This is a genomic window from Ligilactobacillus sp. ESL1201 (genome assembly GCF_058503265.1).
This window is the reverse complement of record NZ_CP196362.1, coordinates 93,668-120,143: the sequence shown is the minus strand read 5'-3', so window position 1 is coordinate 120,143 and position 26,476 is coordinate 93,668. Positions and strand designations below refer to the sequence as shown.

Here is a 26,476-nt window from a genome sequence, read left to right as displayed (position 1 = left end):
TCCGGAGGTAAAATTTCGTTGAAACACTTTTTTGACGGCCTCGTCCAAGAAGCCACTAAAAACGACAACTAAAATTTCAACTTACCCTTGGCAACACCTAGTTAAAGCGTATAATTTAATCAAAAACTAAGGAGTTTAGCTATGACGCAAAATCTGACTTATATGAGCGACCCGCAGGTGCAAAAACGTCGCTGGTGGATCCTAGTCGCCGTTGGGCTATTTACTTTTATGACCACGCTGGATGGAACTATCGTTAACATTGCTTTACCCGTGATTAGTCACGACCTTCATATTCCGATGAACCAAGCCGAATGGGTGCCTTCACTTTACCTGATCGTGATTTGTACCTTGATCTTATTTTTTGGCAAACTCAGCGACATTTACGGTAAGATCAAAGTCTTTCGTTTCGGAGCACTCTTTTTTATCTGCGGTTCACTACTCTCAGGGATCAGGGTCAACCTGCTATTTTTACTGTGTGCCCGCGCACTACAAGCTTTTGGTGCTTCCATGACGATGTCGACTAACAACGGGATCATCACCGAAATTTTCCCCAGCAAACAACGCGGTCAGGCGTTGGGCATGATCGGCTCATTTGTCGCTCTTGGTTCGCTGGCGGGGCCCGGGATCGGTGGGGTCATTTTAACGCACCTTTCTTGGAGTTATATTTTTTGGCTAAACGTTCCAGTCGGAATCTTTGCTGTCATCGTCGGCGCGCTCGTCTTGCCTAAAGACATTACTTTCACCAAAGCCCCACTCGATAAAAAAGGAACTGCCAGTCTAGCTTGCGGCATGCTGGGCATTTTTGGCGAGATCTTTTTGGGACAGCAGTTAGGTTTTGACGCACCGCTAGTCCTCGGGCTATTGCTTGTCGGCATCTGCGGTTTTATCTGGTTTGGCTACACTGAACAACACCAAGTCGCACCATTGCTACAATTCACACTCTTTAAAAATCCGGACTTTTCGGTCAGTCTTTTGTGTGCGTTACTGATTTTCGTCACTAACTTTTTCTTTAATGTCGTTTCACCTTTTTACCTCGAAAATGCGTTACAGCTGGCGCCCAATAAAACCGGCTATATCCTGATGGTATTGCCAGTCATGCAGCTATTCGTCGCGCCACTTGCCGGCGGTCTTTCCGACAAGATTGGTGCTAAACTAATTACTTTTATCGGTTTGGTGCTACTACTGATCAGTCAGATCGGCTATTTCCTGTGCGACCTTCATTCTTCGCTGGCGCTTTTTATCGGCAGTATCGCCGTCATGGGCTTAGGCAGTGCCGTTTTCAGTTCTCCTAACAACTCCTTGATCATGGGCTCCGTTGCCCCAAAAGACCTGGGAATCGCTGGTAGCATCAATTCGCTGTCACGTAACTTGGGGATGGTGATCGGCATTTCGAGTGCGACTACGATTTTGTTTACGGCCATGAGTCACGCTAAGGGGGCGCACGTCACGACTTACTTACCCGCGCAACCAGAAATCTTCATTTATGGCATGCACGTAGTCTTTTTCATTTCGCTGTTGCTGTGTTTAGTTACCGCGGTGTTGAGCGGTTGGCGACTGGTGAAAAAATAGGAGTTACGAAAAAATGGAACCGCGGCAGAATTTTTGTCCCAGTTCCATTTTTATATATTTAACTATTATCGCTAACCTTTTTTTCTGCGCAAGCGCTGCAGTATCCGCCGCAAAATTGGCTCCAGTACTAGGTAAAAAATACCATTGCCTAGGGCATGCAATGCATCATAAGGAACTCCCGCCAGATAATACGGCCAGAAAGTTTTCATTCCAAAAATTAGGTACGAAAGAAACGAGATCACCCAACCGTAAAGAAAGCCGGCCACCGCGCTGTAACCCACCTGCAAGACCTTATGTCGCCGAAAGTAAGAAAAACGCGCCAGTATTCCTTCCAGTAAAATCACCACGCCAAAAGCCGCGATCTGTGTAATGGTCCATGACCCCATCCCCATGTACATATTAGTGACCAGCAGCGCTAACACGTTCACGAGTAGCCCGCGCACGACGCCCAGTTGCATGGTGATGATCAAAAAAATGGCCGTCATCGGTTGAAAATTAGGGATAAATTGAAATAATATTCTTCCTACTACGCACGCAGCGACCGTCATCGCTAGGTAAGCAATTTCGGCGGTGGAAAAGATTTGACTGTGAGTTTGCTTGTTTTTTGTCATTGTTTTATTTGCAGTATATTGACTACTTAAAAACGCCAATTCTCTTGAGTTGCGGGTAACGACTACCAAATTCAGCCGCCCCCTGCGCGGTCACCGCCACTAACACAACGGTTGCCGGGCCAGCAGATTTGTTGACGTCCGGCACATCCGTTAACTCAATTTTCAGCTGGTTTAACGCGGCCATCAAGTTAGCTTCATAGCCGATCCCCTTTGAGCCCACAGGAAGCATATCCAACACTTCTGGCTGCCGGCGCAGTTCCTTAACTACCGGGTAAGAAAAAATCGTCGCACTTTGTTGCACGACTTCATCGCCTACCAATGGTCTACCTAACTGAAATAACACCGCACCTTTTTGTACGGTGGGCAAAGTTAACTCTCCCGCAAGCATGCCGATCACCGTCACCCCGATATTAGTAACGTCGGTAGTCATATTTTCTTCGGTACTGCCGTTTAAAATTATGTCCGACAATTCGGCCGCCTGTAATTCTTCCTTGATCCCCGCCAGCATAATTTTACCCGTTGGCTCGTATTCATTGCCAATTAGATCTACCGCACTAAATGGCTGCGCCCCAAAGCAAAATAATTCAAGCAGAGGTACGCGTAAACAATATTTAGCAGTTAACTCGGGGCGATCAACTACCTGGTCATATTTTTTAGCACCGATCGCCGCACTCGAATCACACGCGACTACCAGCCACTGTTGTGGCGCTAATTCAATCAGCGATAAATCCCTAAAACTTTTACTAAAAATGACTGCTCACTTCTTTCATCACCGCAATATTTTCTTATACTTAGCCGGGATCGCCAACAAAACGACTTCGGCAAGCGCGATATTAGCAATCGTCGCTACCGTGAGCGGAATAAATAAAGCCCAAATCGCCTTGCCCAAAATCGGGTACAAACAAATCGATTCGATCGGCACGTTGATCAGATAACCAGCAATATCGGCTAACACTGCGCTTAAGACCTTATGATTTTCAAAAAGATTATGTAAATAGCCGTAAACAGCCATACAAACTGCCATGAATACCCCGATGATCAAATGGATCGGCAAGGTTTGGGGAAAACCCGCTAGCAACGCCGAGATCATGTGCCCAAAAAATCCTAAAACGGCACCGGCTAAGGGTCCTAACAGCGCTGCGCCCGCAAATGCAGGAAAAGAATCGAATGCAATCGAACCTAAAATTTTCACATTCGCACCGACTACACACAAAGCCATCAACAATGCCAGCATGATCAATTTTCTAGTTCTTTTCATCATAATCCCTCCATTGAGTTGCTTTTAACTATGTAATTACTGGTCCCAGGCGACCTTACTAAACGTATGGTCAACGTAAGAAAGGCACGTATAATTTCCCTGTTTGATATTAATATCCCAAAAATCACTTTGCGGATAAATATGGCGCAAAATAATCCGAATCACCCCCAAATGAGCTACGACCGCCACGTCGCTGGAACCGAGCACCGTCGTTTCAAAGTGCCGAATAACGTTGGCAGCAAACTGCTGAAATGGTTGAGCTCCCGGCGGCGTATAACCCAAAGGATCATCTAACCACCGCTGCCATTCAAGGGGAAAAGCGGCTTGAATTTCATCGGCATCTAACCCTTCCCACTTGCCAAAGCCCCACTCATTTAAAAAGCTGCACGCAATTAATTCATGGCCAGGAAAAATAATTTTAGCCGACTGGCACGTACGAATACAAGTGCTCGTGTAAACCCGGGCGACTGGCACTTGCTGCATTTTTTCCTTAACGAGTAAACATTGCTGTCTTCCCGTTTCATTGATCGGCACATCCGTGGTCCCGTAAAACTTTCTTTGTCTGTTATAATCAGTTTCACCGTGGCGGATAAAATAAATTTTCATCAAATCGACTCCAATGCACAGGTGGCTAGTAAAAAGACGACGTTACTCAGCATCGCACTAGCGCCAAAAGAATCACCACTAAAACCATTAACTTTATGATACACAAAGTAGCGGTATAAAATCATGAGTCCCACACCTAACACATAAACTATCATGCCCTTCCAACTATAAAAAATAGTCAACAGGATCAACGCAATGATTTGGGCGATGGCAATATCGGGCGTCGGCGTGTCTGACCACGCGTTTCCCAGGCCATTTTTATTAGCTCCCCGGTATTGTAAGTGGTAAAAAGTCAGCGTCATGTTGCTTTTTCCTACCATATTCATCAACATGATCAAGATAAAACCATTTAACTTGGTAAACATTCCCGGATAACTAAAGAAGATCCCCATCGTCAACAAATAATAAAAGAGCAAAGCGAGCACACCCATCGTACCTAACCGACTGTCCTTCATGATCTCTAGCATTCGTTCCGGTTTTCTCGACGAAAACAACCCATCGGAAGTGTCCGCCAGTCCGTCTTGATGCATCGCTCCCGTCAAAGTCACGTCGGCAAATAAGGCTAGAATAAAGCCTAACAGTTTAGTAAAAAGAAGGGAGCCTACTACAAAAACGACTCCCTCTAACGCACCAACCAACAAGCCAAAAAGGGGCAGTACTTTACTTCCGTGCTTTAGGTAGTAGATAAAATCATCAATTTCAACGGGGAGCGGGATCCGCGTAAAAAATTGAAAATTCACGATCATACATTTAATAAAGAACAAAACTAGTCCCCCCCATTTAAGTAGTCTTCAGCCGCCGTTAAGTAATCGGTTTCACTAATGCTTGAGCAAAATTAATCTTCGTTTAGCGACAAAAACAATTTTTCTAACGCGTCCATTCCCTGCCCCGAATAAGCGGATACCTCTAAAATCTGAGCGACACCAGAATCTACTAAACACCGCCGCGCATAATCATTTTGCGTTTTAACGGAGCTATCGATTTTGGTAATTACCCCAATTTTGGCCGCTCCCGTGGGAAACATCGTCGCAAAACCCGGTGGAAAAGTTTGACGTTTTTCTAATGCACTTTGTAAAAACAAAATACACCTAGAATCGATCGCAGTGGTCATCAACGAAGAATACTGCCTGTGTTCCAAAAATTCCCCCGGCGTGTCAATTGCATTATCGTAAAATTCAACCGCCTGAGTTTTATTATAATCAAGAGCAAGGTGATGGATTTTTTGGATCAGTGTCGTTTTACCACAACCAACGGCGCCAATCAGCATCACTCGTTTCATCATTAAATTAACCTTCTCCGCCTTAGTAAAGTATTAATTTCCTAGGACATTCAAACTAAAGACGACTTTATCCTTATTTTTAACCGGTTGTTCGGTAACACCTTTTTTAGCTTGCTTGCCGTTTACCGTATACATCCAATACTTATTGGCATTGGCGTCTTGTGCGTGACCATCGATCTCAGTTACCATTCCCTTATGCATTTTTACCTGCCAGGCTTTTTTCAGCCCAGTAACGACCTTAGCCTTTTTTTGCGGAACGGTGATCTTTTTAGTAGCCAAGGTCTTATGATCTTCCTTGATTTGATATGTAACTTTGATAGTTGGCACACTTTTAGTGGTTTTATTCCCCTGCGAGCACCCTACTGTCACCAACATCAACGTCCCCACAAAGGCCAGTAAAACGACTAACTTCTTATTCCATTTTTTAATCACTCAAATTCTCCTAACACATTTACATTTATTAATTTATTCTAAATAATTCGCTTTCAACCTGTCAAGGTCTTTTGCTGACAAATTCACAAAATTTAGCAAATAATTAGTGACCCCACCAAAAAACCCGTTAATGATCGTCAACGATTCGTCGATGTAATCAACATTTACCGTTGATAATGCGGTTAACGAACGTAAAAAATTATGATTCATGTGTTTTGCCTGCGCTTCTTGGAGCCGCTTGGTCAAGCGGGAAAAAATTAGTGAGTTACTTAGCAAATAGTCCTGCCTGATCATTTCATCGGTAACCCCCAATGCTCCTAACAAAAGCAACGAACACAATCCAGTGCGGTCTTTTCCTGCTGAACAGTGAAACAAAATGCCCTGCTGCTGGTTTTGTAATAATATCCTAAAAAAACGTAAGTAGCCTGCCCTGGGTTGCTCGTTAATCACCAACCGGCGGTAAATATACAGCATCCGGCGATAACCACTAACGGGAGATTGCGCGTAGTACCGATTTAATTGGTCGATACTGATTTGACTTTCAGTCTCATCGTCATCAAATAAGGGTAACTGAATATATTTGATTTGTGCTGGAATCTTATCGGGTCGTTGTATGACTTCCGCTTGTGAACGCAGATCGATCACACAGGTAACGTGTTGCTCTAGCAATTGCTGCGCCCCCGTAGCAGTCAGGTCTGCCAAATCACCAGAGCGAAATAAACACTGTTTTTTAACTTTTTCCCCGGTAGCAGTAGTAATTTCGCCCAGATCACGGACGTTTAACACCCCATCGATTTGTATTATCCTTGCTATGATAACTCACCACCTATCAGGTCTTAGTGATATGAGTAACATCGAAATCGAGCATATCCCTTAATTTGTCAACAACCGCTTGTAATGCAGATTGAACCTCTGACACCTCGCCCACGATCACGACGGAACCGCTGAAACGGTCGATAAAGCCTAACTGGACGTTACTAGCTTTAGTCGCAATATCACCAGCAATGATTGAAGTTTCGCTAGGAGTGATAGTTAAAATCCCCAAGGCATTTTTGTGCACTTGAATTCCTAATTTTTCATAAATATCTTCCGTCGGGTTCGCAATAATATGGGCTAGCGTCACCTGTTTACCCGGAACGTACTCTTGAATAGAGCGTTGCACATTTCTGCTCATCTTTTTTCACCTTACTTATCAACTAAAGTAGCAGTTTGCCTTGCTATGATCAATTCTTCGTTGGTTGGGATCACCAGCACTTTTACCCGACTATCAGCCGCCGAAATCTCTGTGGCATTTGCTTCATTTTTAGCCTGATCGATCTTAATTCCCAGACATTCTAAGCCCGCGCAGATCCTCTTTCTGATCGGCGCCGAGTTTTCACCCACACCGGCCGTAAAAACTAAGGTATCTAAGCCACCTAGATCTACGAAATAACTGCCAATGTACGACTTGATCCGCTGAACATATACCGCCAAAGCTAATTTAGCTCGGTCATTGTGCTCTTGTGCCTGTAACAGATCCCGGACGTCGTTAGAAATGGTCGATAGTCCTAATAAACCCGATTTATTGTTGATCTGTTCTCGTAACTGCGCGGCACTCAAACCTTCTTTTTCCATAATAAAAGATAAGACATTTGGATCCACGTCCCCCGGACGAGTGCCCATCACCAAACCGGCAGCCGGACTGAATCCCATCGAAGTATTCACAGAATGCCCGTCTTTGATCGCGCAAATACTAGCTCCGTTACCTAAGTGACAAGAAATCACCCTGCCAGCCGCACTGTGCCCGTATTTTTGTAAAACAGCACTATAAATAAACTGATGCGACTGACCGTGAAACCCATATTTACGGATCCCGTATTTTTGGTAGTATTGATACGGCAAGGCATACATGTAATTTTGTGGCGGCAACGTACTGTGAAAAGAAGTGTCAAAAACTGCCACCTGAGTAGCAGTTGGCAGAATTTTTTGACAGGCTTCGATCCCCTTCAAATTCGCCGGATTATGCAGAGGTGAGACGTCCGTGAGTTCCGCGATCCTTTTTTTGACGTCGTCATCAACAACGACGGAACTATGGTAGTAATTACCACCATGAGCCACCCGGTGACCTACTCCCACAATTTCTTGCGGATCAGTGATCACGTGAGTCGCTAACAAGGTTTCAATAATTTTTTGGACACCTTGGACATAATCGGTAATTTTTTGCGCGCTTTTGTGAACACCCTGATAATCATACGAAAAAGTACAGCCTTCTTGGCCCAAACGATCAACATTGCCACTCACTAAAATATTTTCAGCAGGCATCTCATATAGTTTAAACTTCAAAGATGAACTTCCAGCATTAATAGCCAAAATTTTGGTCATATCATTTTCCTTCCCTGTACCTGCTCTACCATACTTATTTTAACCTACGACTTGACGATAAATACTTAATAGCTCGTCATCTGTAGGAGGAACTGGAGTAGTGGCAAACGTACTGTCCTTTTTAGCAGCAGCAATGACAACATCTGCTTTTGCTAGCGCCTGATTGGCAGAAACACCAAAACTCTTCAAACTCCGGGGACAATTCATCTGCAACATCATCCGTTTAATTTTTTCAATTAATCTTTTGACAGCTAGTTTATCGGTCAACCCTGGACTGGCGATCCGCGCTTTTACCGCAGCTGCAGCATATTTATGCAGTGCCACCTGACAGTGTTGTGCGTTATATTCGACAACGAAAGGCAAACACATTCCGCAAGCCAAACCATGGGGCACGTGAAAATTAGCTCCCAGTTGATGAGCTAGTGCATGGCAAAAGCCCAAGCCCGCATTGGTAAACGAGATCCCTGCGGCACATGAAGCTTCATGAACCGTTTTGCGTACTTCCAGATCAGTACCATCCTGATAACACGAAACTAAATTGTTAGTGATCACGTCTACACCTTTTTCCGCCAGCGCATCCGTAATCGTATTGGCATCGCTAGAAACTAATGCCTCCAGCGAATGAGTCAAAACGTCCATTCCAGAAAAAGCCGTGACACTTTTAGGAGCCGTCAACACCAGTTCCGGGTCGAGTAAAGCAACGTTAGGCGTGATCTGATCATCAACGATAGGAACCTTAGTCCCCCGCTCTTTATCAGACAAAACAGCAAAACTCGTCACTTCCGAACCAGTCCCGCTGGTAGTCGGGATCGCTACAAATTCGCTCAACTGAGCATGGGCAATCTTCTCTCCGAAAAAGCGGATCAGTTTTCCCGTGTCAATCGCAGATCCCCCACCGACTGCTACTAAAACACTCGGTAAAAAGCTGACGAACTTTTCAACTCCTAGACTGACTTTAGTCAAAGGCGGATCCGGCTGCACGTCAGCAAAGATCAGCAACGAATTCGAACTGGCAATTTGTGTGGTAATAGATTTCAAAGCCTCACTATTAGGTAGGAAAGAATCACAAACTAACATGATTTTCTCCTGCTCAAATTTTTTCAGATAGGCTAACGAATCGCTCCCCGAGTAAATTTTAGTAGGGATCTTAATTTCATCCATATTAATCCTCCCATTTCTTTAAAGCAAAACCTTCGGGACAGGTAAATCTCCGCCGTCTGGTAAACGTCTTCGTGGTAGTAGTCCCCTCGCCTGTCGGAGTAGCAATTGTAAATGCAGCGGCATCGGTGTAATAACCGTTATCGCCCACACCGGTTGCGGCAAAAGTAGGACCATTAGCTACAAAAATGGAGGTATTCATCCGGTGAGCTGCCTGGTTAATGTGTTTAACATTTTCGGAATGGATAGAGGCAGTGTGGTGTAAACCGCCTTCAACTTCTAGAGCGGTTGCTAAGACCCGCTCGAAGTTAGCACATTCTACGATCGGCAAAATCGGCATTAACATTTCGGTTGTTACTAACGGATCATCTTTTTTAGCTTCCATAATGATCACAGTTGGATCGCCGCTATAGGCTACTCCAGCCTGATCAAGGATATAAGTAGCATCCTTACCCACAAACTTGCGGTCCGGGGTCCCGTTATCTTGGATCGTCATCGCTGCGATCTGTTTGATCTTAGCCTCATCCGTCAGTAAAAATGCTCCTTCGTTTTGCATTTTTTGGATGAGTTCATCTTTAACGGATGATTCCACTATTACTTCTTTTTCTGCAGTACACAAAATGTTATTATCAAACGCACACGAGGTGATAATGTTATGTGCGGCTAAATCAATATCAGCAGTTGCGTCGACCATTGCCGGAGGATTACCTGCCCCGGCACCAACGGCTTTTTTACCACTGATCAGTGCCTGGTGCACGACGGCTGGTCCACCTGTTACGGCTAGCATTGCGACGTCTGGGTGTTTCATCACCTGTTGTACCGATTCGATCGAAGGAACGTCCAACGAGACTACCAAATTTTTTAAACCCGTTGCGGCAAAAACGGCTTTATTCAAGTGTTCGATCATCCACCTAGTGATTTTTTTAGCACCCGGGTGAGCCCCAAAGAAGAGCGTATTACCCGCGGAAAGCATCATGATCGAATTATTGATCACCGTTTCGGCTGGGTTAGTACTTGGACCTACCGCACCGATCACGCCGTACGGAGTATATTCATACATCGTCATCCCGCCATCATCGGTAGTCACTTCCGGTTTTAAAGTCTCGACTCCCGGGGTGTTTTCTAAGGCATTTTTGATCTTAATGACCTTAGCAGCGACCGTGCCCATGCCCGTTTCATCCTTGGTAGCCTGCGCGATTTTTTCTACTTGGGGACCAAATTCATCGCGAATAGCTTGGACTACTTTTTTTCGCTGTGCTAATGGTTGATCAACGTAAATTTCTTGGGCCTGTTTAGCGGCTGCTATCGCTTCATCAACGGTATGAAAGATCCCGTTGCCTAAGCCATCGACTTGTTCGTGGCTAGTAGCAGTTCCCCCTTCTTGTTTTTTAAGTTCACTACTTAAAATTTTTCGTATTTCTTCTTCTAAGTTTGCTACTTCCATCTTAAACATTCTCCTTTAAAAACTCCGCAACAGCGGCCTCACAAATTTTTTGATCTTCTATAACTGTTCCGCCGCTGATCCCAATGGCACCCACGATCTGCGTGCCAATATTCACCGGGATCCCGCCTGCAAAAGATACCAGTTGGCCGTCTAACATACTTTCCAACTGATAAAATTGCTCGTGCGGTTGAACTAAATTGCTCAAATCTTTGGTGGGCATCTTCATCGCTACCGCCGACCAGGCCTTCTTTTTTGCCAGCTGCGAACTGGCTAAAAGCGCATTTGGCATGTGATAAAATAGTTGGACCGCACCTGCCTGATCAACAATACATAAAGAAACTGGCACCTTTAATTCTTCAGCCTTGGAAATAGCAGCATTTACTACCCGAATCAGTTTATCTCCCGCAAAAATGTTTTCCTTTAATTGCTGTGCTAATTCAACAGCAACATGTTCTACTTGCTTTTCCATCCTTCTACCTTCCTACACGTTTTCGGTATCTTTTTACGACTTCTGCAACGATTTGTTGTTCATGAAAAGCATAGTCTTCCGCACGGGCTAAAATATAGAGAAAATCCGATAACCGATTAACGTATTGCTCAATTTCCGGACGAAACTCAGCAGTCTTCATCAAACCCGTCAATTTTCTTTCGGCCCGCCGGCAAACAGTCCGACAAACGTGTAACTGTGCCCCTGCCTTAGAAGCTCCTGGCAGGATAAAACTTTTAAGCGGTGGCAACTGCTGAGTATAGTCATCGATCACTTTTTCCATAAATAAAATATCGGCATTTTGAATGACATCACTATGTTTTTTAAAATTAGCAAAATTTTCGGTAGCGATCTCGCCTTGTAATAAGAACATTTTGCGCTGTATTCGCTGTAAAAACTGGATATTTTGTGATACCTGACAAAATTGAACGGCTAAACTGATATTGGCATTTAATTCGTCAAAAGTGCCGTAAGTATCAACACGTAACGAATTTTTAGCCACCCGCCGACCGTCATAAAGACTGGTCGTTCCTTTGTCTCCACCTTTTGTATAGATAGCCATTTGAAACCCAACTTTCTACATATCAAAACTATCAATAATACCTACGATCGCGCAATCGGTCACATCATTTTGGCTAGCGGAACCTGTTGCTCTTCTAGCCCCCGCACCGCGGACCAGCAAGATATACTCGCCAACTCCCGCACCGACCGTATCGACAGCAACTTCTTCGCTTCTAGTTTTATTGCCGTCGGTATCAACAGGTTGCACGATCATTAGTTTACGTCCGACTAATGACTTGTCTTTTTGAGTAGCGACTACACTTCCCATTACTTTTGCCATATACAATCACGATCAGTCCTAACTTTTTTACTAATATTTTTTTGCTGGATCATTAATTGCGCTTCCGCAGTCACTTTTTGCTTCACCGTGGTCAAAAGTAGCGAGCCAGCAATAAGTGGAGCCACTTCATTTTTGCCAATGATTTTAGTGGGAATTGCCGTCACTTTAGCTCCATCATTTAGTTCAAACGAAATTGGCCAGTCTAACAACATCGTCACCGGAATGAAATTCACAGCTTGGTGATTGATCCGCAACGTAAAAGCAACATCATAACCAATTCCCGTTAAGATCCATGAGACCCAGCTAAAATCAAGCTCTCCGCGATACAACCGCACAAGTAAGTTAGGAGTTACCCCCTGCAAAATAATATGATCTGCATCAACAAACTCTTTAGTAGTCGGCGCCGGCTTTTCTGCACTAAAAATAAAAGTTTGGCTGCAATTGTGCCGCTCTTGAATTTTTTGTAAAACTGCTGTAATTAAGTGATCCATTTAGCAGCCAACTCCTTTTACTTTTTCTTAAAAAGAATTTTAGCAGTTGTCTTCGGACCAACGTTTGCCGCACTAGCTTCATCGGTATCCAAATGCAACTCCAAAGCAAATCTGTCGCCCGGACGAGCGATCACATCGTCATAGATGGTCTTTCTTTCCGGTGCGTTGATTTCAACCGCTAAAACGTCGCCTTTTTTCAAATTAAAACGTTGCGCGTCTTGTAGGCTCATGTGAATATGCCGTTTAGCAATGATCACGCCTTGAACTTCGATCTCAGCAAAAGGAGATCTCAACTTAACGCTCGGTGTGCCAGCTAAATTTCCAGACAACCTAATCGGGGGATTAACTCCTAAAATATAAGTGTCCGTGTGCGAAATCTCGATCTGCGAATGCGTCCGAAACGGCCCCAAGATCCGCACATTTTTCAATTCACCACTGGGTCCGATGACATCACAGGTTTGTTCACCAGCAAATTCTCCTGGCTGACTGAGGTCCTTAAATCGCTCCAACTTTTGTCCCGGAAACAGCTTGTCAAAATCTGCTTGCGTTAAGTGAATGTGATGGTTAGAAATGCCGATGGGGATCCGATTAGGGTCCCGCAGTCCCGTGTTGCTACCGGCAACTTCTTTAACAACTTGACGAATTATTAGCCGTAGGTTTTCTTCAGTTAATTCCATAATAAAAATCCCAACTCCTCAATTATTTAATAGTTGGTAAAATGTTTTCTACTTCGGCATGTGGACGTGGAATTACGTAAGATGAAACGACCTCACCGACATTTTCTCCAGCTTGAACTCCAGCTTCAACAGAAGCCTTAACGGCACCGACATCTCCGCGGACCATTACTGTTACTAAGCCACTACCAATTTTTTCTTGCCCGATCATTACCACGTTAGCGGCCTTGACCATCGCATCAGCTGCTTCAATAGAAGCTACCAAACCTCTAGTTTCGATCATTCCAAGTGCATTATTCATAACAAATTCCTCCATTTTTATTTTTTCTTCTTTTTATTTTTAGGTGCTACTGCTTTTTTACTTTCCGGTACCTTTTTGGGCGCTGGGGCCTTTTTAGGCGCCGGTGCTTTTTTAGTCTCAATTGTAACTTCGTCTTTTGGTTCTTGTTTAACTGGGGCTGAGGCGGGCTTTACTTCTGTCGTAAAAATATCATTTTGGTCTAAGTCCGCTACACCCTCGCCGGGATTAGCGATCACCACCGCGCTGACTACCTTAACTGCGGTCGTTTCATTTTTTCCGGCAGCAATCGCTGCTTCTACAGCCGAAACGTCGCCTTGAATTACAACGGTAATATACCCGCCACCCTTGGTATTTTCGATGCTTTTAAGGGTAACGGCAGCAGTTTTGAGCATTTTATCGCAAACGACGATTGCAGTCGGTAACCCTACAACCTCAATATACCCAATTGCTGACATGTTCAAACACTCCTTTATAGTTTAAAAGGGATCCTTTTAACCAACCTAGCGGCGTTAACGCCCACATTTCTCACTTGGTCTGAATGCCTGTCAGTGACAAATAGCGGTTGATCAGGCGCTAAATTTTTGAAATGAGTCACGATTCGAGACTTATCAAAAGAGATCCCAACGGATAGCCGCGAAGCTACAGCAGCCGAATACGCGCGCGCAACCGTTTCTGGAATATCACTTTTTTTGACCTCATAGGGGATCTGCTCTTCTTCTATTCCGTATAACAGCGGCTTTAAGTCGTCAGGGAGCTCTTCTTGTTTTTGTTCCAGGTAGATCAATACCGTTGGCCGCGCAAATCTATTAGTTGCCAAGATCACCACGTCCTTTATCACACGACAGTATCAAGCCCGTTGCAACCGCATTACGAGGCCCTTCACTTCCACGGATGTTTCCTCTTCCCGCTACTAAATTGTAGTGAGACAACTCATCTGTCACCAATTGGGGAATTTCAAAGTCCAGCGCCGAACCACCAACGATCACAACAAAGGGAATATCCCTAATATTTCCAGTAGGACTCACGATAGACAAGGCACGCATTGCGTTAGTCACAAAAACCCGTTTTTTGGCACTCCGCCGAATAGTCCGGATTTTTTCTACGTTTAACTTACCGGGGATCGGCTCGTAACCATTTTCCGTGATCACTACGACCCGAGCAAAAAGTTCGGAAGGCAACGGATCTTCGAAAAATTGAACTGAGCCGTCTTCGTGTCTTAGCTGAAACAGATTTTCAACTTTAGCTAGCGGATATTTTTTAATATCTTCCGCTAAAAATAGATCGTCTAATCCCAGTTCCGTGTTGATAATCATCGTGACCATGTCACCGGCACCCGCCAAATGGATCGCAACTTTTTCATCTTGCTTGTTAATAATAGACGCATCGGTAGAACCCGCTCCTAGATCCAAGATAGCGATCGGTTTTTCCGTTCCTGGCGTCGTTAACGCCCCTAAAATTGCCGACTCAGCTTCAGCACCGCCGATTTCCACGGGAACATTAAGTTCGTCTTGGATCAGATCCGCCACTTGTTGCATTTGTAAATGGTCGGATTTGACCATGGCCGCGATCCCGACCGCTTGTTCCATCGAATATTCACCGGCTAAACCACCACGCACCTTGATGGGAACGGAAGTATCGACCGCCAAAATATCCGTGATCGCAATCTCTTTGTTGGTCTTATCGGTTAAATTAGCCATCGTCTGACGCACATTTTCCAACATCCCACCAACGTTAGTCCCCGGTTCCCCGGAAATGTTATTGATTTTTTTCAAAGAATTAACTGTCTTCATAATGGCCTGTGCACCAGCACCGATCCCGATTTTTTTAGTTTCGCTATCTCCTTCGATGATCAAAGAACCCGCAGGAATAGTTTTTTCTTTGACGTCTCCTTTAGGAGTCCGGATAATGACCGCGGAACGGTTGCCGATCAACGCCCTTGAGATCGGCACTATTTTTTTAGTATCTGCTGAACTCAAGTTAAATAACGTCGCGATCCCGTAAGGATTGGATAACTGCGAAACAACTTGACCTTGAGCCGCAACTTCGACGGCTGCTAACATGTTGCGGGGAACTTTTTCAATATAACCAACTTCATCAACGATCGGGATCGAATGATTCAAACGGTTATTGACTAAAACACCATCATCACCCTGTAAGATAGCGGCAGTGATCTGATAGCCCGCCGCAGTATAGGCGTTTATCAACTGAGCTATATCCGCAAAATCGATTTCCTTAGCAGCGATCACTATATATTCCCGCGTTTTATCCGTCTGTTCCATCAACTGCAACAAATCAACGGTGATCCCGGTACCGATTCCTTTTCCTCCGGGAGTCTCGGGGTTATGCCCGATCATCGTGGATTCCGTAATCACGGTCTCAGTAATAGTTTCCATCGCAACATCGCCGATCACGGGTGTTGCTTCGTTGATCCGGATCAAATCAATATCCGTGATCTCGTATCCTGTTTTTTGCAAAACCTGTCTGATAGCATCTTTGATCCCTACTAAGTTCTTCTTGGTACCTTTGATGCCCGTAGTTGCGGCAATCCCGGACCCAATGAATTCGGGTTGAGTATCAGCAGTAATATTAGCCAAAGCTACTTCCGTTGACGAATTTCCGATGTCTACACTAATTACTTTTGCCATCTAAATTCCCTCACTAACGCTAATTGTCCCCTTTGAGCTTTTTATATCTTTCATAATTTTCTGCAGCTTCTTCGAACCAATGGGAACAAACAGGGGCGTCGTATTTGTCTTTCAATTCAGCCGCAATATCCAGTAAGTCTTGCTTACTTGAACGGTAAGGACGTAACGCGCCATACATTTCCAGTAACCTGTCATCTGGCACCCGCGTTAATTCCGAAGCCCGGATAAAGTTTTGCTGGATCTGTGCCCGCCCCGCTTCGGCTGCAATCTGCCCTTGCATCTTCAATGTTTCCGGGGTGATCCGTAATTCTGTTGCTTTCACTTTTCCGTTCACGACGTCTTCAAAGCTAATGTCGTTAAGCTTTTTACCGGAAGGTGACTTCACCAACTCAGGATGTTTTTTGTATAGTGGAAAATCTTTAGCCGTCAAGGTAACGTCTGACCCTTGAGAACCACTTTTATTCGCCTGTGTCGTCGTTTGTGCGCCTAATTGTTCCGTTATTTTTTTTACTAGGTCTTCTACTTCACTCATAACTTGGACCCTCCACTTTTAATCAAAATTCAGCTCCACTTCCTCAGCTGGCTTACCAACAACCACCTTTTTAGTTTCTTCAATATGTTCCAGTGCGGCTAACGCTTGGTAACTCGGGCGTGACATTTGATCGTTGATCGTTGGTACCGGATCAGGTGACATTCCCTTAGCGTACTGGGCCGCATTCTTACCGATCTTACGGTAAGTTTCAAGCGTCAAAACCGGGGCCTGCGGGAACAACTCCAAATTGTTCAACGGATCTTGGTCTTTTTGGTGAATGATCGTCGTACCCTTAGACTGGATCCCAATTGAAATTCCCGAACCCGACAATTGATCACCTTCACTAGCCATGAAGGAGACGTCGGAAGTCCGGTAAACTTTTACTACCCTAGCAGTTAAACCTTCTTCTTCTACTCCAGCGATTATTTGCCGTAAAACATCCTTATGTTCTAGTTTAAGCAGGGTCCTTTCCAAAGATTCTGCAAATGCCGGACCAACGGCGATCACGATCTCATCTTGAGAATGTCCCGGTTTAGCCACTCCTACTCGCTTGAACCAACCAACATCTTTGATCGGCAATCCCGCTTTATTCGAACCACTGGTAGTGGTCGTTTTCTTGGCTGCATCGTCTTTAAAAGAAATCGGGCTGTCAGCACTCGCACCCATTTCTTGTAAAACTTCTTGAATAATATTTCTCAGCAGTCCTTCATCAATTTCTTGACTCATTAACTGTCCCTCCTTTCCTCAAAATTAAAATTCTACTTTTTGCGGATCGATAGCCCAAGGAATATCCTTGATCTTGTCCCACATTTCTTTGTCTTCCCATACACGATAGCCCGTTCCCGGTCCTTGATAATCGTTCTTATCGTTAACGGCCGAAATACAGGTCCAATCCTTATCAAAGACCGCAGATGTTTGCAGGTAATCGCCACATAATTTTTGTTTAGCTAAGGTAAAGACAGCCTGAGCAATGTCGTCTAAATTGTGATCATCTAATGCCTTGATGATATCGATCACGGTCGTACCCCGTTCCATTAGGTCTTCTCCGGCCTTCATATCCTGCGCTAAATTACGCTTAGGCATATCTTCCGAAGTACTACCATACGTCGCCGCTTCAACTTCTTCATCGGTGATCGTTGGTAAACCTAGTCCTTCAAAGACAGCTTGTACGGCCTGCGCGCCTTTCTTGCGGGCTACGATCGCTTGTTCTTCTGTGATCGGTAAAATACCGCCGTTGATAGCTAGATCACGTTCCATCGTTGTGTAATCGTCGTAATCCAATACATCCGTGTTAGAACCCGCAAACGTATTATCGGAATTTTCCTCAGCTGCATAGCCGGAAGAAATGTAGTCAGTACCAGCGATAAACTGCCCTAACAACCTTTCAGTCCGCCGCATATCCGAATGAGAGAAAGTCTGGTCATTACCAGAAGCACATTCCAAATCCATCATCATGCACAACAGGTTTTCGCCCAAAACTTCACGGATCCCACTCGGAACGGCACCTGGGATCCCGATACAACTGATACTACCATTTTGCAATCCCTGTACCCCGGAGGCTTTAGTGATATAAATACAACGCGCCTCCAAATACAGCATTGATTTACCTTCCGTGTAGCCCATCAAAACTTCGGAACCCGAACCAGAACTAAAACGCATCTTCAGTCCTCGTGAGGCATAGCAAGACGCGAGAAATCCTTTAGACCACGGCGTATCATCGCCATCAGTAAAGACCTTATCTGTCCCATAAACGGAGATCGTTTCCGCATATGCCGTAAAGCCACGCATCCCCAGCTGTAATTCCACCGCTTCTTCTGAAGAACACTGAGTAATTACCCCGGGACGTCCAGCTTGCGAACCGACCATCAGTGCAATCGCATTTAACGGAGCATAACGGGCAACGGCCATGGTAGTTTCCAGCTCTGGAAAACCACGCAACGCACCTTCTGCGGCATCCGCACCAATTTCTACCGGGTTATCTAAGGTGTTAGTAATATGAGCCTGCGTGAACGGCGTCCTACGGGAACGCATCTTTTGGACCGCCATGATCATTTCACCAAAATTCAACTCGTTGATCACTTCGACCGCTTTAGCCGGTGTTAAAGCAGTTACGACTTTAACGACTTCGGAACGAGAAACATTGGGGTCCACCAGCATTTTAGCGATCTTTGTGCTAGACATCTGGTTAGCTTGCTGTGCGTTTTCCAAATTGATCCCGTATTCCGCGATGTACTTATCGATCAAGTCAAATTCTTCTTTACTTTTGCCATCCAACTCGACCACTTCACCGTTTTCCATTTTAAAACTAGGCTCAGGGTCGTTTTTACTGTGCATGGCTACAAAGCCTTCATCGTCCCATTCCTTAACAAATCCATCTTGATGGACTGGACGCTTCTCTAATTTTTCAAACCGTTTTTGTCTCTTCAATTTAAAACCTCCTTCCGCTTACTTAATGTATGACGGAAAATCATTGATCGGTTGCACGCCAAATTCGCCTAACAGCTTCAAGCCAACTTCTCTGCCGGCTAAAACTGCTTGACGTACGGCGCCTGATTCACCACTGATATGGACCATTCCTTCATTAGAATAACTGGTGCCATAACTGGGAGACGCAAATGATAACACGTCGACTCCAGCAGTTTTAACGGCAGTATCAGCCATTACGACACCGATCCCAGCGGGCGCACCACAAATCAACCCGTAAGCCTTGCCTACGGGCGCACCAAAGGCAGTCTGACAAGCCCCAGCAGCCCTAGCAGTAAACTGGCATTCGATATGACCATAAGGTGAGTTATAAACATCACCAAAAGTCCGTGTCAGTTCCTTCAAAGCGACGTTGATCGCTTGCCGAGCATCAGACGGATCTTGACCGCCGATAATGATTAACGAACCGTGGCCGGCTCCGCCCTTAGTATCTCTCGCCAATTGAACAGAAACGACTTCCGTATTCGTTTGCTTAACGGCTTCGTCGATCGCCATAATATGAGGACCGGCTCCCGTCCGAGAGCTTAAAATCCCCAAAACTGGATACTGTTTTTTGAGGTGTAAGTTATCCCTTAAAGTAGGCTCAACACTAGGGATCACCATCCCGATCGTGTTACCGATCTCCATCGAACCAACGAATTCAGGAACTACACTGCTTTCGTTAATTTCACTTAGTTTATTCGTACTTGTGGCTTGCTGTTCGTTAGTTACAGGATCTAAGCCATTTTTGAGTAATTTTTCAACAACATTTTGAATGATAGCTTCCTGATTTTTTTCTCCCATATCTATCTATCCTTTATTTTTTCTTAGCCGTATCATTTTTATGAGGCAACAACTTCTCAACGTCTGTATGAGGACGTGGGATTACGTAACTAGACAACACTTCACCGATATTTTCTGCAGCCGTAACTCCGGCGTCAACAGAAGCCTTGACAGCACCAACATCGCCGCGCACCATCACCGTTACCAACCCGTGACCGATCTTTTCTTGTCCGATCAAGTTTACGTTAGCAGCCTTGACCATCGCATCGGCCGCCTCAATCGAAGCTACTAGCCCCTGCGTTTCGATCATCCCTAATGCTTCTTGTTCCATAATGTAATAACCTCCAGTATGAGTACTATTTTTGCTACTATTTCACACCTTCATTTTAGCGAATTTAGTTAACATAATTTTGACAATTTTCACATGTTCTCACAATGTGAGGTTAAATTACGACAAATTTGTACAAATACAGCAAATTTTTGACTAAATAACAGCGCTTTCTTGAACTTTTGTGGTTTTTTTATTAAAATAATTTTATGTATATGTTCACACATGTTCTTTGATGGGGGTCATTAACATGCAGCAAATTTCCGTACAAACTAGTAAAACGATCACTACCGCATTAACCAATTTTTCTTCTTTAAGCCATATTTCAGTTTATTTTGCTTACCCGAGTTCTTTATTCTCACGGGAAAGCATTGCTTCTTTTAAATTTGCACAAAAAAAATCCCAAACAACTGTTACTCGTAACTTGATTCATTTTCCGGTCATCATGAATACTGAGCTATTGGGGATCCTTTATTGCTCTTTACCACCAATTTCACCGGATAAACTAGAATTGTTACGCAATTATTTGGAATTGATCTTAAATGATTGTTTAAAAGATACGCCTCTACTAGAAATCAAGGTACTAAAGGCGATCAAAGAACAGGATTTTTTACAACTTAAAAAAATTGAAGATTCATTGACGCAAAAACAGGTGCAAGACATTGCCGTCAACAGCGACGGCCCCCTGGAAGAGGCGCTTAAGATCATCAACAAAAACATCCGCGGTCAACTATCCCTAGAATACGTTTCGCAAAAAGTTTTCGTCTCCTCTTCGTACTTAAGCCGCCTATTTAAACAAAGGCTGCACGTCGAATTCACTAAATACATTAACAACTTAAAAATCGCTTTGGCCTGTCAGAAATTAACACAAACGCAAGATAAGGTCAGCAGTATCTGTGCTCAAGTCGGCTACTCGCAAACGAGCTATTTTTCCAAAGTTTTTAAAAACATTACCGGACTGACCCCCAACTCTTTTCGTAAGAAAAACCGTGCACTAAAAAAAATCATCACTATCTCACGTAATTTGTCGTGGAATACTACCGACTCGATCGCCGACATTTCCATCAACTTTTTCCAACAAAACAACATCCCTTATTCGCTTAAAAACGCTAACGACTTAACGTACCTTAACCAGATCGCTAATTTAACCGACGATCATAGTAATTTTAACGGTTGGATATATTTCATCAACGGCAGATCGCCGATGAGTTCGATGAACAGTAAAATCCCCCTAAACGCTGCCGTCATACAATGGGGGTATATCGCACAATAGTAGTATTCCGGACTGGGCATTTACGAAAAACTCAGCGGGGCAATTCCAGCCGGTCTTGTTCGGTAATTTGCCGGCTCACCCGACACGGATTACCAAAAGCCAACACACCAGCAGGAATGTCTCTAGTCACCACGCTGCCAGCCCCGATCACACTTCCCGCTCCGATCGTGACGCCCCCGATCACCGTGACGTTGCCCGCCAGCCAACAATCAGCACCGATCGTGATCGGTTTAGCATACTCGTAATTAAATAAATGCCCGTCCGGCGCGCGGCGCAAATTTCTCTGCGTAAAACAAAGCGGGTGGACCGGTGCCAACAAAGACACGTTAGGCCCCAACATCGTGTGCTCCCCGATCGTCACCGGCGCCGAATCTAAAACCGTTAAGTTATAGTTGATAAAAACCTGTTCGCCGATCGTCGTGAACTGACCGTAATCGAAAAAAACCGGTCCCTGAACGTCAACGTCCGCCCCTAAGTGGGGTACCAATTTTTGCAGCACTTCTTTTCTTTGCGGGTCATCTTCCGCTAAGTTACCATATTTTTGCGACAACAAGTGAGCGGTGTGGCGTAACTCGGTCAGATGCGCATCACTCGGATCATAGATTTGACCACTTAACATTTTTGCTTGTTCATTCATTCAATTACCCCTAACTTTATTTATGGTACGGACTGCCACTATTGATCATAAACGCCCGGTAAATTTGTTCGCTTAACACCAATCTCATCAACTGGTGGGGCAAAGTCAACTTTCCAAAAGACATCTGGGTATCAGCACGTTTTAATACCTGAGGACTCAATCCCAACGACCCGCCGATCACAAAAGTCAAATCGCTTTTGCCATAAGTCAGCAACGAGTTGATTTCCTGCGCAAATTCTTCCGACGAACGCTGTTTTCCTGCAATTGCCAGCGCAAAAACGTACTCTCGTTCCTTGATCTTGGCTAAAATTCGTTCGCCTTCGCGCCGTTTAACGTCTTCCATCTGGGCGCTACTGAGTTTTTCAGGCGCTTTTTCATCGGGAACCTCAACGATCACCAGCTTACAAAATTTTTGCAGCCTTTTGGCGTATTCCGCGATCCCCGCTTTCAGATATTTTTCTTTTAGTTTTCCCACACCGATTATCTTAACATTCACACTAAATCACATCCTAAGAACATTTTATCCACAAAGTTATCCACAGTTTCCACAGATTTAGTACCAGATATTGCGTCAAATTTTATGCCACCACAAGATTTATTGCTAAAACGCTTTTGCGACTTATCCACAATTATCAACAATTATTTTTACTTTATAACAATTAAAAATATTTTAATTAAACAGCTAAATATCAACGTTTTTATTCAAGGATACTGCCTTAAAATCGCAAATAATCCACAGATATCACCAACCCTGTTGATAACTTGTCGACAAATTTTACGTAAATTCAGCACTACTTTTTCACTTTTTCCGTTACATTTTAACTTAGTTGCGGCTAAGTTATCAACAGGTATATTGTTACTTATCCTCATTTTCTCACTTCGTTACCGTTTCCGTCAAAATTGGTCCAAATTTAGCATAGTTATCCGGCTAAAATTCGGCTTCCAAAAAAGACGAATATTTCTCCTCTCACAACAAATAATTTATGACAAAAAGGAGTTGGGACAAAAAGCGCTTAGCAGTCGAGCACTAGCCTAGTTTCAAAGTAAAACCCGCACTTGGGTTTTATTTTGAAACGTAGCTAGGCGCAAACTGCTGCTTTTGGGAGCACGATCAGTCTTATTATTTACGAAATGCAAAAGGCCTGAGACAAATGTGTTTGTCCCAGGCCCATCTAATCGCGCTCCGCAAGGCAACAACCTGTGTCTAGCTACGAACAACAACAAGTCCTAAACCGACTTATTATTGTTCTAGGCTAGTACTCGGTTGCTGAACGCCTTGCTTCGCAGCTTGCTTATTCCGGTTCGTTTCCGTTCGTCGTGTTCTCATCACTTGCTTCCAGTGATAATTTAACGTTAGCTGTCTTTTGCTGCCCGTCATGATAGTACTTCAACGTTACACTATCGCCGATCTTATGGTCATATAGCGCATCCCGCAAGGACACGATGTCACTGACCTTCTTATCATCAAGTCCCGTGATCACATCATACTTACCGATGCTGCCACGCAATGGTGAGTTCGCGTTGACTTTCATCACAACGATCCCGCCCGTCACGCTATCCGGTAACTTCAAAGTTTCCTTACGTGCGTCTTGCGAAACGTCATCCAAATTGACCAACGCGATTCCCAGTGCCGGACGCTTAACTTTGCCGTTAGCGGCCAACTGGTTGACAATTGCAACTACCTCGTTACTTGGGATCGCAAAACCCATGCCTTCAACTGCCGTACCGCCGTCTGGACTAGAGCCCGTATTAGATAATTTCATCGAATTGATCCCAATGATCTGTCCGGCCACGTTGACTAACGGACCACCAGAATTTCCCGGGTTGATCGCAGCGTCGGTTTGGATAACCGTTGCTTGTCCAGTCGCTACACCAGAACTATCCGTCACATCCAAAGTCCGTTTTTTAGCCGAAATGATCCCTTGTGTCAACGATGTAGCGTAATCAGAACCCAAAGGAGACCCGATCGCCAACGCCGTTTCCCCGACTTGGATCTTGTCGGAATTACCAAAACTTCCTACTTGCTTAACGTATTTAGCGTCGATTTTTAATACGGCCAAATCGCTGACTGCATCGTGCCCGACCACCGTGGCGTTAAGCTTATGACCGTCGTTCATCAAAATTTCTACCCTGTTAGAACCAGAAATGACGTGGTTATTCGTGACGATAAAAGCAGTCTTACCTTCCTTTTTATAAATCACTCCTGAACCCTCATCCGTTGCTTGCGCCTGTTGCTTTGGCGTCGCACCAAACAACTTAGCGAGCGAATCGGAGCCACTGTCTTGAGAATAGGCCTTGACCGAAACTACTGCCCCTTTAATTTGATTAAAAGCCCGCGTCGCACTGCTGTTGACCTTGACGTTAACGTTGCTGACTTTAGTTTGGGCCTGCGAGTTAAGCGCATTTTCTGCATGATGCTGGTACCAAGAATATCCGCCAACTACGATCCCGCCACCGATCAGGCCAGCGACTAACGCAATTATAAAAGTTTTCCACCAGCTATTCTGGTGTTGCGGTTCAAACCCGCGATCGTTATCATTGTTCACCCCAAAAACTCCTCTACTTTTTTATCTTAAATTATAGCCCCTTGTCCGCTAAAACGAGAAGTAGCAAGCCCGGTATTTTATGATAACTTAAACAATGAAACGCCCCCAACGTGCTCAATTGCACTTCACAGCCTACACTTCCACCAACGGCGTTGCCTTATCAGGCGCCGTGTCCAGCAATTTGAAATCATGATCTACCGCAAAGTCTTGTTGTTGCATCATCGTTTGCACGGTCAGGTGCGCCAATTCCCTAACGTTATTTTCCTGACTACGATGTCCTAGGTATATTTTTTTAGTATGATTACCCAACGTCTGCATCAGCGCGTTTGCACTATCTTCATTGGACAAATGACCCGTATCGCTTAAGATGCGCTGTTTTAACTCCCACGGATAACTACCCATCCGCAACATCTCGACGTCATGATTGCATTCAAATAAATACCCATTCGCATCGGCGATCGTCTTGCTGATCCGCTGCGAAACGTAACCTGTATCCGTCAAAATCGCAAATGACTTGCCGTGATAGTGAACATTGTAAAATTGCGGGTCGACCGCGTCGTGTGATACCTTAAAACTCTCGACGTCTAAGCCGCCTAACGTTTGTACCTTCCCCGCCGCTAACACGTGTTTTTGTCCCAACGCAATTTTACCGACCTTGGCGGCCATCGCATCCCACGTTTTTTGGTTCGCATAAACATCCATGCCGTAGCGGCGCGCTAGCACTCCCGCACCCTTACAATGATCGGTATGTTCGTGAGTGATAAATAAACTGTCAACGTCTTTTAACGTTCGCCCGATCGAGTTCATTAGTTCTTCGATTTTTTTCCCGGACAAACCGGTATCGATCAAAATTTTATGGTGGGGCGTTTCAAAGTAAGTCGCATTGCCCGTACTACCACTCGCCAGCACGCTGACTTTTAATACATCATCATTTTCACGTGGTTCCATCTAGTAAAGTTCCTCCCTCAATCCAGTACCGCGCCGTTAAAAGCATTGATCCGGCGGTAAGAAGTCACCCCGGCGTTATTTTTAATAATAAAATTCCAACTGGGGATGTAAACCGTGCTGCCATTGACGCTCAGCAATTTAGTATAGCCTAACTCACTAGATTTGACGTTAGTATTAGGTGCTAATTTATTGTACTGATACAGCCAGATCAACGCCCGCCTTTGACTGATCGTCGCCTTTTTTTCCCGCAGGATCTGGGGGGAAAACAAGTAAGTTTGCGTGTAGCCAGTCACCACACCGTTTCTGATCCTAAAAACGATCCGTCCTTGTTTGGAGCACACCGGCCGGTTAAATACTATTTGGGTGTACACGACCTTTTTAGCGGTAGTTAAGTAAGGATCATAGCGGTAGTGCTTGCCGGCGATCACCTGCGTTTTGTCGGCCAGCAAGCGGTCTAGCGTTTTTTTGGCACTCGTTTTAACTTTGATCCTAGGTAAAAACTGGACCGTTAATTCTTGGTCGGCCTTCGCGTAATCGACGTCACTGTCTTTTAACTGTGTTATTTTAGACGCTAAATAATCGCCATCCTTGCTGGCAATGTAATACCCGGCCGCTTTTTTAGCCGACAATTTTCCCTGATACGTGATCTGGTCGTCTTTTAAACTATTAAGCACCGCGGTGATCGTATCATTGGTCGAATTCTGCTCAGTCTTCACACTGTTTTGCGTAAATAAAGCCACCAGCAAAAATACGTCTAACGCGATAAAAGCAATCAAAAAGATGCGTTCGATCTGTTTAAAATTCACTTA

At 44.6% G+C, this 26,476-nt stretch carries 33 protein-coding genes; 2 read left to right on the top strand and 31 right to left on the bottom strand.

The genetic code is table 11. The features are described from left to right. Positions 1 to 141: 141 nt before the first annotated feature. Positions 142 to 1,569, top strand: a complete 1,428-nt coding sequence (locus ACSYSK_RS00630; RefSeq protein ID WP_491715037.1) for an MFS transporter — start codon at positions 142 to 144, stop codon at positions 1,567 to 1,569. Between the two features lie 71 nt (positions 1,570 to 1,640). Here ACSYSK_RS00630 and ACSYSK_RS00625 read toward each other — a convergent pair whose 3' ends face one another. The 26 genes from ACSYSK_RS00625 to ACSYSK_RS00500 all read right to left on the bottom strand — a co-directional run bounded on the left by ACSYSK_RS00625 (position 1,641) and on the right by ACSYSK_RS00500 (position 20,266). Continuing rightward, positions 1,641 to 2,180 (bottom strand): ECF transporter S component, encoded by a 540-nt coding sequence (locus ACSYSK_RS00625; protein ID WP_491715036.1) that lies wholly within the window; start codon positions 2,178 to 2,180, stop codon positions 1,641 to 1,643. 22 nt (positions 2,181 to 2,202) lie between these two features. Continuing rightward, positions 2,203 to 2,688, bottom strand: coding sequence for a hypothetical protein (locus ACSYSK_RS00620; protein WP_491715035.1), 486 nt, complete (start codon positions 2,686 to 2,688; stop codon positions 2,203 to 2,205). Between the two features lie 261 nt (positions 2,689 to 2,949). Then, positions 2,950 to 3,441, bottom strand: a complete 492-nt coding sequence (locus tag ACSYSK_RS00615; protein ID WP_491715034.1) for an ECF transporter S component — start codon at positions 3,439 to 3,441, stop codon at positions 2,950 to 2,952. Positions 3,442 to 3,474: 33 nt separating this feature from the next. Continuing rightward, positions 3,475 to 4,044 (bottom strand): histidine phosphatase family protein, encoded by a 570-nt coding sequence (locus tag ACSYSK_RS00610; RefSeq protein ID WP_491715033.1) that lies wholly within the window; start codon positions 4,042 to 4,044, stop codon positions 3,475 to 3,477. Continuing rightward, complete coding sequence (gene cobS / locus ACSYSK_RS00605) at positions 4,044 to 4,808, bottom strand: adenosylcobinamide-GDP ribazoletransferase (protein WP_491715032.1); 765 nt, start codon at positions 4,806 to 4,808, stop codon at positions 4,044 to 4,046. The genes ACSYSK_RS00610 and cobS overlap by 1 nt, the downstream gene beginning before the upstream one ends. 71 nt (positions 4,809 to 4,879) lie before the next feature. Then, positions 4,880 to 5,326 carry a EutP/PduV family microcompartment system protein gene (locus tag ACSYSK_RS00600; protein ID WP_491715031.1) on the bottom strand — a complete coding sequence of 149 codons (447 nt, stop codon included), beginning with the start codon at positions 5,324 to 5,326 and terminating at the stop codon, positions 4,880 to 4,882. Between the two features lie 30 nt (positions 5,327 to 5,356). After that, positions 5,357 to 5,698 carry a DUF4430 domain-containing protein gene (locus ACSYSK_RS00595; protein ID WP_491715826.1) on the bottom strand — a complete coding sequence of 114 codons (342 nt, stop codon included), beginning with the start codon at positions 5,696 to 5,698 and terminating at the stop codon, positions 5,357 to 5,359. Between the two features lie 90 nt (positions 5,699 to 5,788). Then, a complete protein-coding gene (locus ACSYSK_RS00590; RefSeq protein ID WP_491715030.1) occupies positions 5,789 to 6,541 on the bottom strand; it encodes a tyrosine-protein phosphatase in 753 nt (250 codons plus the stop codon). Positions 6,542 to 6,584: 43 nt separating this feature from the next. Continuing rightward, positions 6,585 to 6,929, bottom strand: a complete 345-nt coding sequence (locus tag ACSYSK_RS00585; RefSeq protein ID WP_491715029.1) for a BMC domain-containing protein — start codon at positions 6,927 to 6,929, stop codon at positions 6,585 to 6,587. Between the two features lie 11 nt (positions 6,930 to 6,940). Then, positions 6,941 to 8,116, bottom strand: coding sequence for an acetate/propionate family kinase (locus tag ACSYSK_RS00580; RefSeq protein WP_491715028.1), 1,176 nt, complete (start codon positions 8,114 to 8,116; stop codon positions 6,941 to 6,943). Positions 8,117 to 8,155: 39 nt separating this feature from the next. Further along, positions 8,156 to 9,277 (bottom strand): 1-propanol dehydrogenase PduQ, encoded by a 1,122-nt coding sequence (locus tag ACSYSK_RS00575; RefSeq protein WP_491715027.1) that lies wholly within the window; start codon positions 9,275 to 9,277, stop codon positions 8,156 to 8,158. A 1-nt stretch (position 9,278) separates the two neighbouring features. Next, on the bottom strand, positions 9,279 to 10,718 hold the full coding sequence (locus tag ACSYSK_RS00570; RefSeq protein ID WP_491715026.1) for an aldehyde dehydrogenase family protein: 1,440 nt from the start codon (positions 10,716 to 10,718) through the stop codon (positions 9,279 to 9,281). Position 10,719: 1 nt separating this feature from the next. Beyond that, positions 10,720 to 11,187 carry a GlcG/HbpS family heme-binding protein gene (locus ACSYSK_RS00565; RefSeq protein ID WP_491715025.1) on the bottom strand — a complete coding sequence of 156 codons (468 nt, stop codon included), beginning with the start codon at positions 11,185 to 11,187 and terminating at the stop codon, positions 10,720 to 10,722. A 4-nt stretch (positions 11,188 to 11,191) separates the two neighbouring features. After that, complete coding sequence (locus ACSYSK_RS00560) at positions 11,192 to 11,767, bottom strand: cob(I)yrinic acid a,c-diamide adenosyltransferase (RefSeq protein WP_491715024.1); 576 nt, start codon at positions 11,765 to 11,767, stop codon at positions 11,192 to 11,194. A 15-nt stretch (positions 11,768 to 11,782) separates the two neighbouring features. Next, positions 11,783 to 12,052: a EutN/CcmL family microcompartment protein gene (locus tag ACSYSK_RS00555; RefSeq protein WP_491715023.1), complete on the bottom strand. Its 270-nt coding sequence runs from the start codon at positions 12,050 to 12,052 to the stop codon at positions 11,783 to 11,785. Continuing rightward, positions 12,034 to 12,537: a PduM family microcompartment protein gene (gene pduM / locus ACSYSK_RS00550; RefSeq protein ID WP_491715022.1), complete on the bottom strand. Its 504-nt coding sequence runs from the start codon at positions 12,535 to 12,537 to the stop codon at positions 12,034 to 12,036. The genes ACSYSK_RS00555 and pduM overlap by 19 nt, the downstream gene beginning before the upstream one ends. A gap of 17 nt (positions 12,538 to 12,554) precedes the next feature. Beyond that, complete coding sequence (gene pduL, locus ACSYSK_RS00545; RefSeq protein WP_491715021.1) at positions 12,555 to 13,214, bottom strand: phosphate propanoyltransferase; 660 nt, start codon at positions 13,212 to 13,214, stop codon at positions 12,555 to 12,557. 22 nt (positions 13,215 to 13,236) lie between these two features. After that, positions 13,237 to 13,512, bottom strand: coding sequence for a BMC domain-containing protein (locus ACSYSK_RS00540; RefSeq protein ID WP_491715020.1), 276 nt, complete (start codon positions 13,510 to 13,512; stop codon positions 13,237 to 13,239). Between the two features lie 17 nt (positions 13,513 to 13,529). Further along, positions 13,530 to 13,967 carry a BMC domain-containing protein gene (locus ACSYSK_RS00535; RefSeq protein ID WP_491715019.1) on the bottom strand — a complete coding sequence of 146 codons (438 nt, stop codon included), beginning with the start codon at positions 13,965 to 13,967 and terminating at the stop codon, positions 13,530 to 13,532. A 14-nt stretch (positions 13,968 to 13,981) separates the two neighbouring features. Then, the gene (locus ACSYSK_RS00530; protein WP_491715825.1) at positions 13,982 to 14,335 is read right to left on the bottom strand and encodes a glycerol dehydratase reactivase beta/small subunit family protein; all 354 of its coding nucleotides are present in this window, start codon (positions 14,333 to 14,335) and stop codon (positions 13,982 to 13,984) included. Then, positions 14,319 to 16,157 carry a diol dehydratase reactivase subunit alpha gene (locus ACSYSK_RS00525; protein ID WP_491715018.1) on the bottom strand — a complete coding sequence of 613 codons (1,839 nt, stop codon included), beginning with the start codon at positions 16,155 to 16,157 and terminating at the stop codon, positions 14,319 to 14,321. Before ACSYSK_RS00525 ends, ACSYSK_RS00530 begins: the two co-directional genes overlap by 17 nt. A gap of 19 nt (positions 16,158 to 16,176) precedes the next feature. Continuing rightward, positions 16,177 to 16,689, bottom strand: a complete 513-nt coding sequence (locus tag ACSYSK_RS00520; RefSeq protein ID WP_491715017.1) for a diol dehydratase small subunit — start codon at positions 16,687 to 16,689, stop codon at positions 16,177 to 16,179. 18 nt (positions 16,690 to 16,707) lie between these two features. Continuing rightward, on the bottom strand, positions 16,708 to 17,415 hold the full coding sequence (locus tag ACSYSK_RS00515) for a propanediol/glycerol family dehydratase medium subunit (RefSeq protein WP_491715016.1): 708 nt from the start codon (positions 17,413 to 17,415) through the stop codon (positions 16,708 to 16,710). Between the two features lie 24 nt (positions 17,416 to 17,439). Continuing rightward, positions 17,440 to 19,116: a propanediol/glycerol family dehydratase large subunit gene (locus tag ACSYSK_RS00510; RefSeq protein WP_491715015.1), complete on the bottom strand. Its 1,677-nt coding sequence runs from the start codon at positions 19,114 to 19,116 to the stop codon at positions 17,440 to 17,442. Between the two features lie 18 nt (positions 19,117 to 19,134). Next, positions 19,135 to 19,956 carry a propanediol utilization microcompartment protein PduB gene (gene pduB / locus ACSYSK_RS00505; protein WP_491715014.1) on the bottom strand — a complete coding sequence of 274 codons (822 nt, stop codon included), beginning with the start codon at positions 19,954 to 19,956 and terminating at the stop codon, positions 19,135 to 19,137. A 13-nt stretch (positions 19,957 to 19,969) separates the two neighbouring features. Next, positions 19,970 to 20,266, bottom strand: coding sequence for a BMC domain-containing protein (locus ACSYSK_RS00500; RefSeq protein WP_491715013.1), 297 nt, complete (start codon positions 20,264 to 20,266; stop codon positions 19,970 to 19,972). A gap of 247 nt (positions 20,267 to 20,513) precedes the next feature. On the opposite strand from ACSYSK_RS00500, the gene ACSYSK_RS00495 reads away from it, so the two are divergent. Then, positions 20,514 to 21,536 carry a helix-turn-helix domain-containing protein gene (locus tag ACSYSK_RS00495; RefSeq protein ID WP_491715012.1) on the top strand — a complete coding sequence of 341 codons (1,023 nt, stop codon included), beginning with the start codon at positions 20,514 to 20,516 and terminating at the stop codon, positions 21,534 to 21,536. 31 nt (positions 21,537 to 21,567) lie between these two features. Here ACSYSK_RS00495 and ACSYSK_RS00490 read toward each other — a convergent pair whose 3' ends face one another. From ACSYSK_RS00490 to ACSYSK_RS00470, 5 genes are all read right to left on the bottom strand, one after another. Beyond that, positions 21,568 to 22,173: a sugar O-acetyltransferase gene (locus tag ACSYSK_RS00490; protein WP_491715011.1), complete on the bottom strand. Its 606-nt coding sequence runs from the start codon at positions 22,171 to 22,173 to the stop codon at positions 21,568 to 21,570. Between the two features lie 16 nt (positions 22,174 to 22,189). Continuing rightward, entirely contained in the window at positions 22,190 to 22,669 is a 480-nt protein-coding gene (gene rlmH / locus ACSYSK_RS00485) for a 23S rRNA (pseudouridine(1915)-N(3))-methyltransferase RlmH (protein ID WP_491715010.1), read from the bottom strand. A 796-nt stretch (positions 22,670 to 23,465) separates the two neighbouring features. Then, positions 23,466 to 24,719, bottom strand: coding sequence for a S1C family serine protease (locus ACSYSK_RS00480; RefSeq protein WP_491715009.1), 1,254 nt, complete (start codon positions 24,717 to 24,719; stop codon positions 23,466 to 23,468). A 132-nt stretch (positions 24,720 to 24,851) separates the two neighbouring features. Then, on the bottom strand, positions 24,852 to 25,667 hold the full coding sequence (locus ACSYSK_RS00475; RefSeq protein ID WP_491715008.1) for an MBL fold metallo-hydrolase: 816 nt from the start codon (positions 25,665 to 25,667) through the stop codon (positions 24,852 to 24,854). Between the two features lie 17 nt (positions 25,668 to 25,684). Further along, complete coding sequence (locus ACSYSK_RS00470) at positions 25,685 to 26,473, bottom strand: two-component system regulatory protein YycI (protein WP_491715007.1); 789 nt, start codon at positions 26,471 to 26,473, stop codon at positions 25,685 to 25,687. Between the last annotated feature and the right edge of the window lie 3 nt (positions 26,474 to 26,476).

Bases quoted from the DNA above. Each gene is read 5' to 3' on its own strand.
- ACSYSK_RS00630 (WP_491715037.1), top strand. From the start codon at position 142: ATGACGCAAAATCTGACTTATATGAGCGACCCGCAGGTGCAAAAACGT.
- ACSYSK_RS00625 (WP_491715036.1), bottom strand. From the start codon at position 2,180: ATGACAAAAAACAAGCAAACTCACAGTCAAATCTTTTCCACCGCCGAA.
- ACSYSK_RS00620 (WP_491715035.1), bottom strand. From the start codon at position 2,688: ATGCTGGCGGGGATCAAGGAAGAATTACAGGCGGCCGAATTGTCGGAC.
- ACSYSK_RS00615 (WP_491715034.1), bottom strand. From the start codon at position 3,441: ATGATGAAAAGAACTAGAAAATTGATCATGCTGGCATTGTTGATGGCT.
- ACSYSK_RS00610 (WP_491715033.1), bottom strand. From the start codon at position 4,044: ATGAAAATTTATTTTATCCGCCACGGTGAAACTGATTATAACAGACAA.
- ACSYSK_RS00600 (WP_491715031.1), bottom strand. From the start codon at position 5,326: ATGATGAAACGAGTGATGCTGATTGGCGCCGTTGGTTGTGGTAAAACG.
- ACSYSK_RS00595 (WP_491715826.1), bottom strand. From the start codon at position 5,698: ATGTTGGTGACAGTAGGGTGCTCGCAGGGGAATAAAACCACTAAAAGT.
- ACSYSK_RS00585 (WP_491715029.1), bottom strand. From the start codon at position 6,929: ATGAGCAGAAATGTGCAACGCTCTATTCAAGAGTACGTTCCGGGTAAA.
- ACSYSK_RS00580 (WP_491715028.1), bottom strand. From the start codon at position 8,116: ATGACCAAAATTTTGGCTATTAATGCTGGAAGTTCATCTTTGAAGTTT.
- ACSYSK_RS00575 (WP_491715027.1), bottom strand. From the start codon at position 9,277: ATGGATGAAATTAAGATCCCTACTAAAATTTACTCGGGGAGCGATTCG.
- ACSYSK_RS00570 (WP_491715026.1), bottom strand. From the start codon at position 10,718: ATGGAAGTAGCAAACTTAGAAGAAGAAATACGAAAAATTTTAAGTAGT.
- ACSYSK_RS00565 (WP_491715025.1), bottom strand. From the start codon at position 11,187: ATGGAAAAGCAAGTAGAACATGTTGCTGTTGAATTAGCACAGCAATTA.
- ACSYSK_RS00560 (WP_491715024.1), bottom strand. From the start codon at position 11,767: ATGGCTATCTATACAAAAGGTGGAGACAAAGGAACGACCAGTCTTTAT.
- pduM (WP_491715022.1), bottom strand. From the start codon at position 12,537: ATGGATCACTTAATTACAGCAGTTTTACAAAAAATTCAAGAGCGGCAC.
- pduL (WP_491715021.1), bottom strand. From the start codon at position 13,214: ATGGAATTAACTGAAGAAAACCTACGGCTAATAATTCGTCAAGTTGTT.
- ACSYSK_RS00540 (WP_491715020.1), bottom strand. From the start codon at position 13,512: ATGAATAATGCACTTGGAATGATCGAAACTAGAGGTTTGGTAGCTTCT.
- ACSYSK_RS00535 (WP_491715019.1), bottom strand. From the start codon at position 13,967: ATGTCAGCAATTGGGTATATTGAGGTTGTAGGGTTACCGACTGCAATC.
- ACSYSK_RS00525 (WP_491715018.1), bottom strand. From the start codon at position 16,157: ATGGCAAAAGTAATTAGTGTAGACATCGGAAATTCGTCAACGGAAGTA.
- ACSYSK_RS00520 (WP_491715017.1), bottom strand. From the start codon at position 16,689: ATGAGTGAAGTAGAAGACCTAGTAAAAAAAATAACGGAACAATTAGGC.
- ACSYSK_RS00515 (WP_491715016.1), bottom strand. From the start codon at position 17,415: ATGAGTCAAGAAATTGATGAAGGACTGCTGAGAAATATTATTCAAGAA.
- pduB (WP_491715014.1), bottom strand. From the start codon at position 19,956: ATGGGAGAAAAAAATCAGGAAGCTATCATTCAAAATGTTGTTGAAAAA.
- ACSYSK_RS00500 (WP_491715013.1), bottom strand. From the start codon at position 20,266: ATGGAACAAGAAGCATTAGGGATGATCGAAACGCAGGGGCTAGTAGCT.
- ACSYSK_RS00495 (WP_491715012.1), top strand. From the start codon at position 20,514: ATGCAGCAAATTTCCGTACAAACTAGTAAAACGATCACTACCGCATTA.
- ACSYSK_RS00490 (WP_491715011.1), bottom strand. From the start codon at position 22,173: ATGAATGAACAAGCAAAAATGTTAAGTGGTCAAATCTATGATCCGAGT.
- ACSYSK_RS00475 (WP_491715008.1), bottom strand. From the start codon at position 25,667: ATGGAACCACGTGAAAATGATGATGTATTAAAAGTCAGCGTGCTGGCG.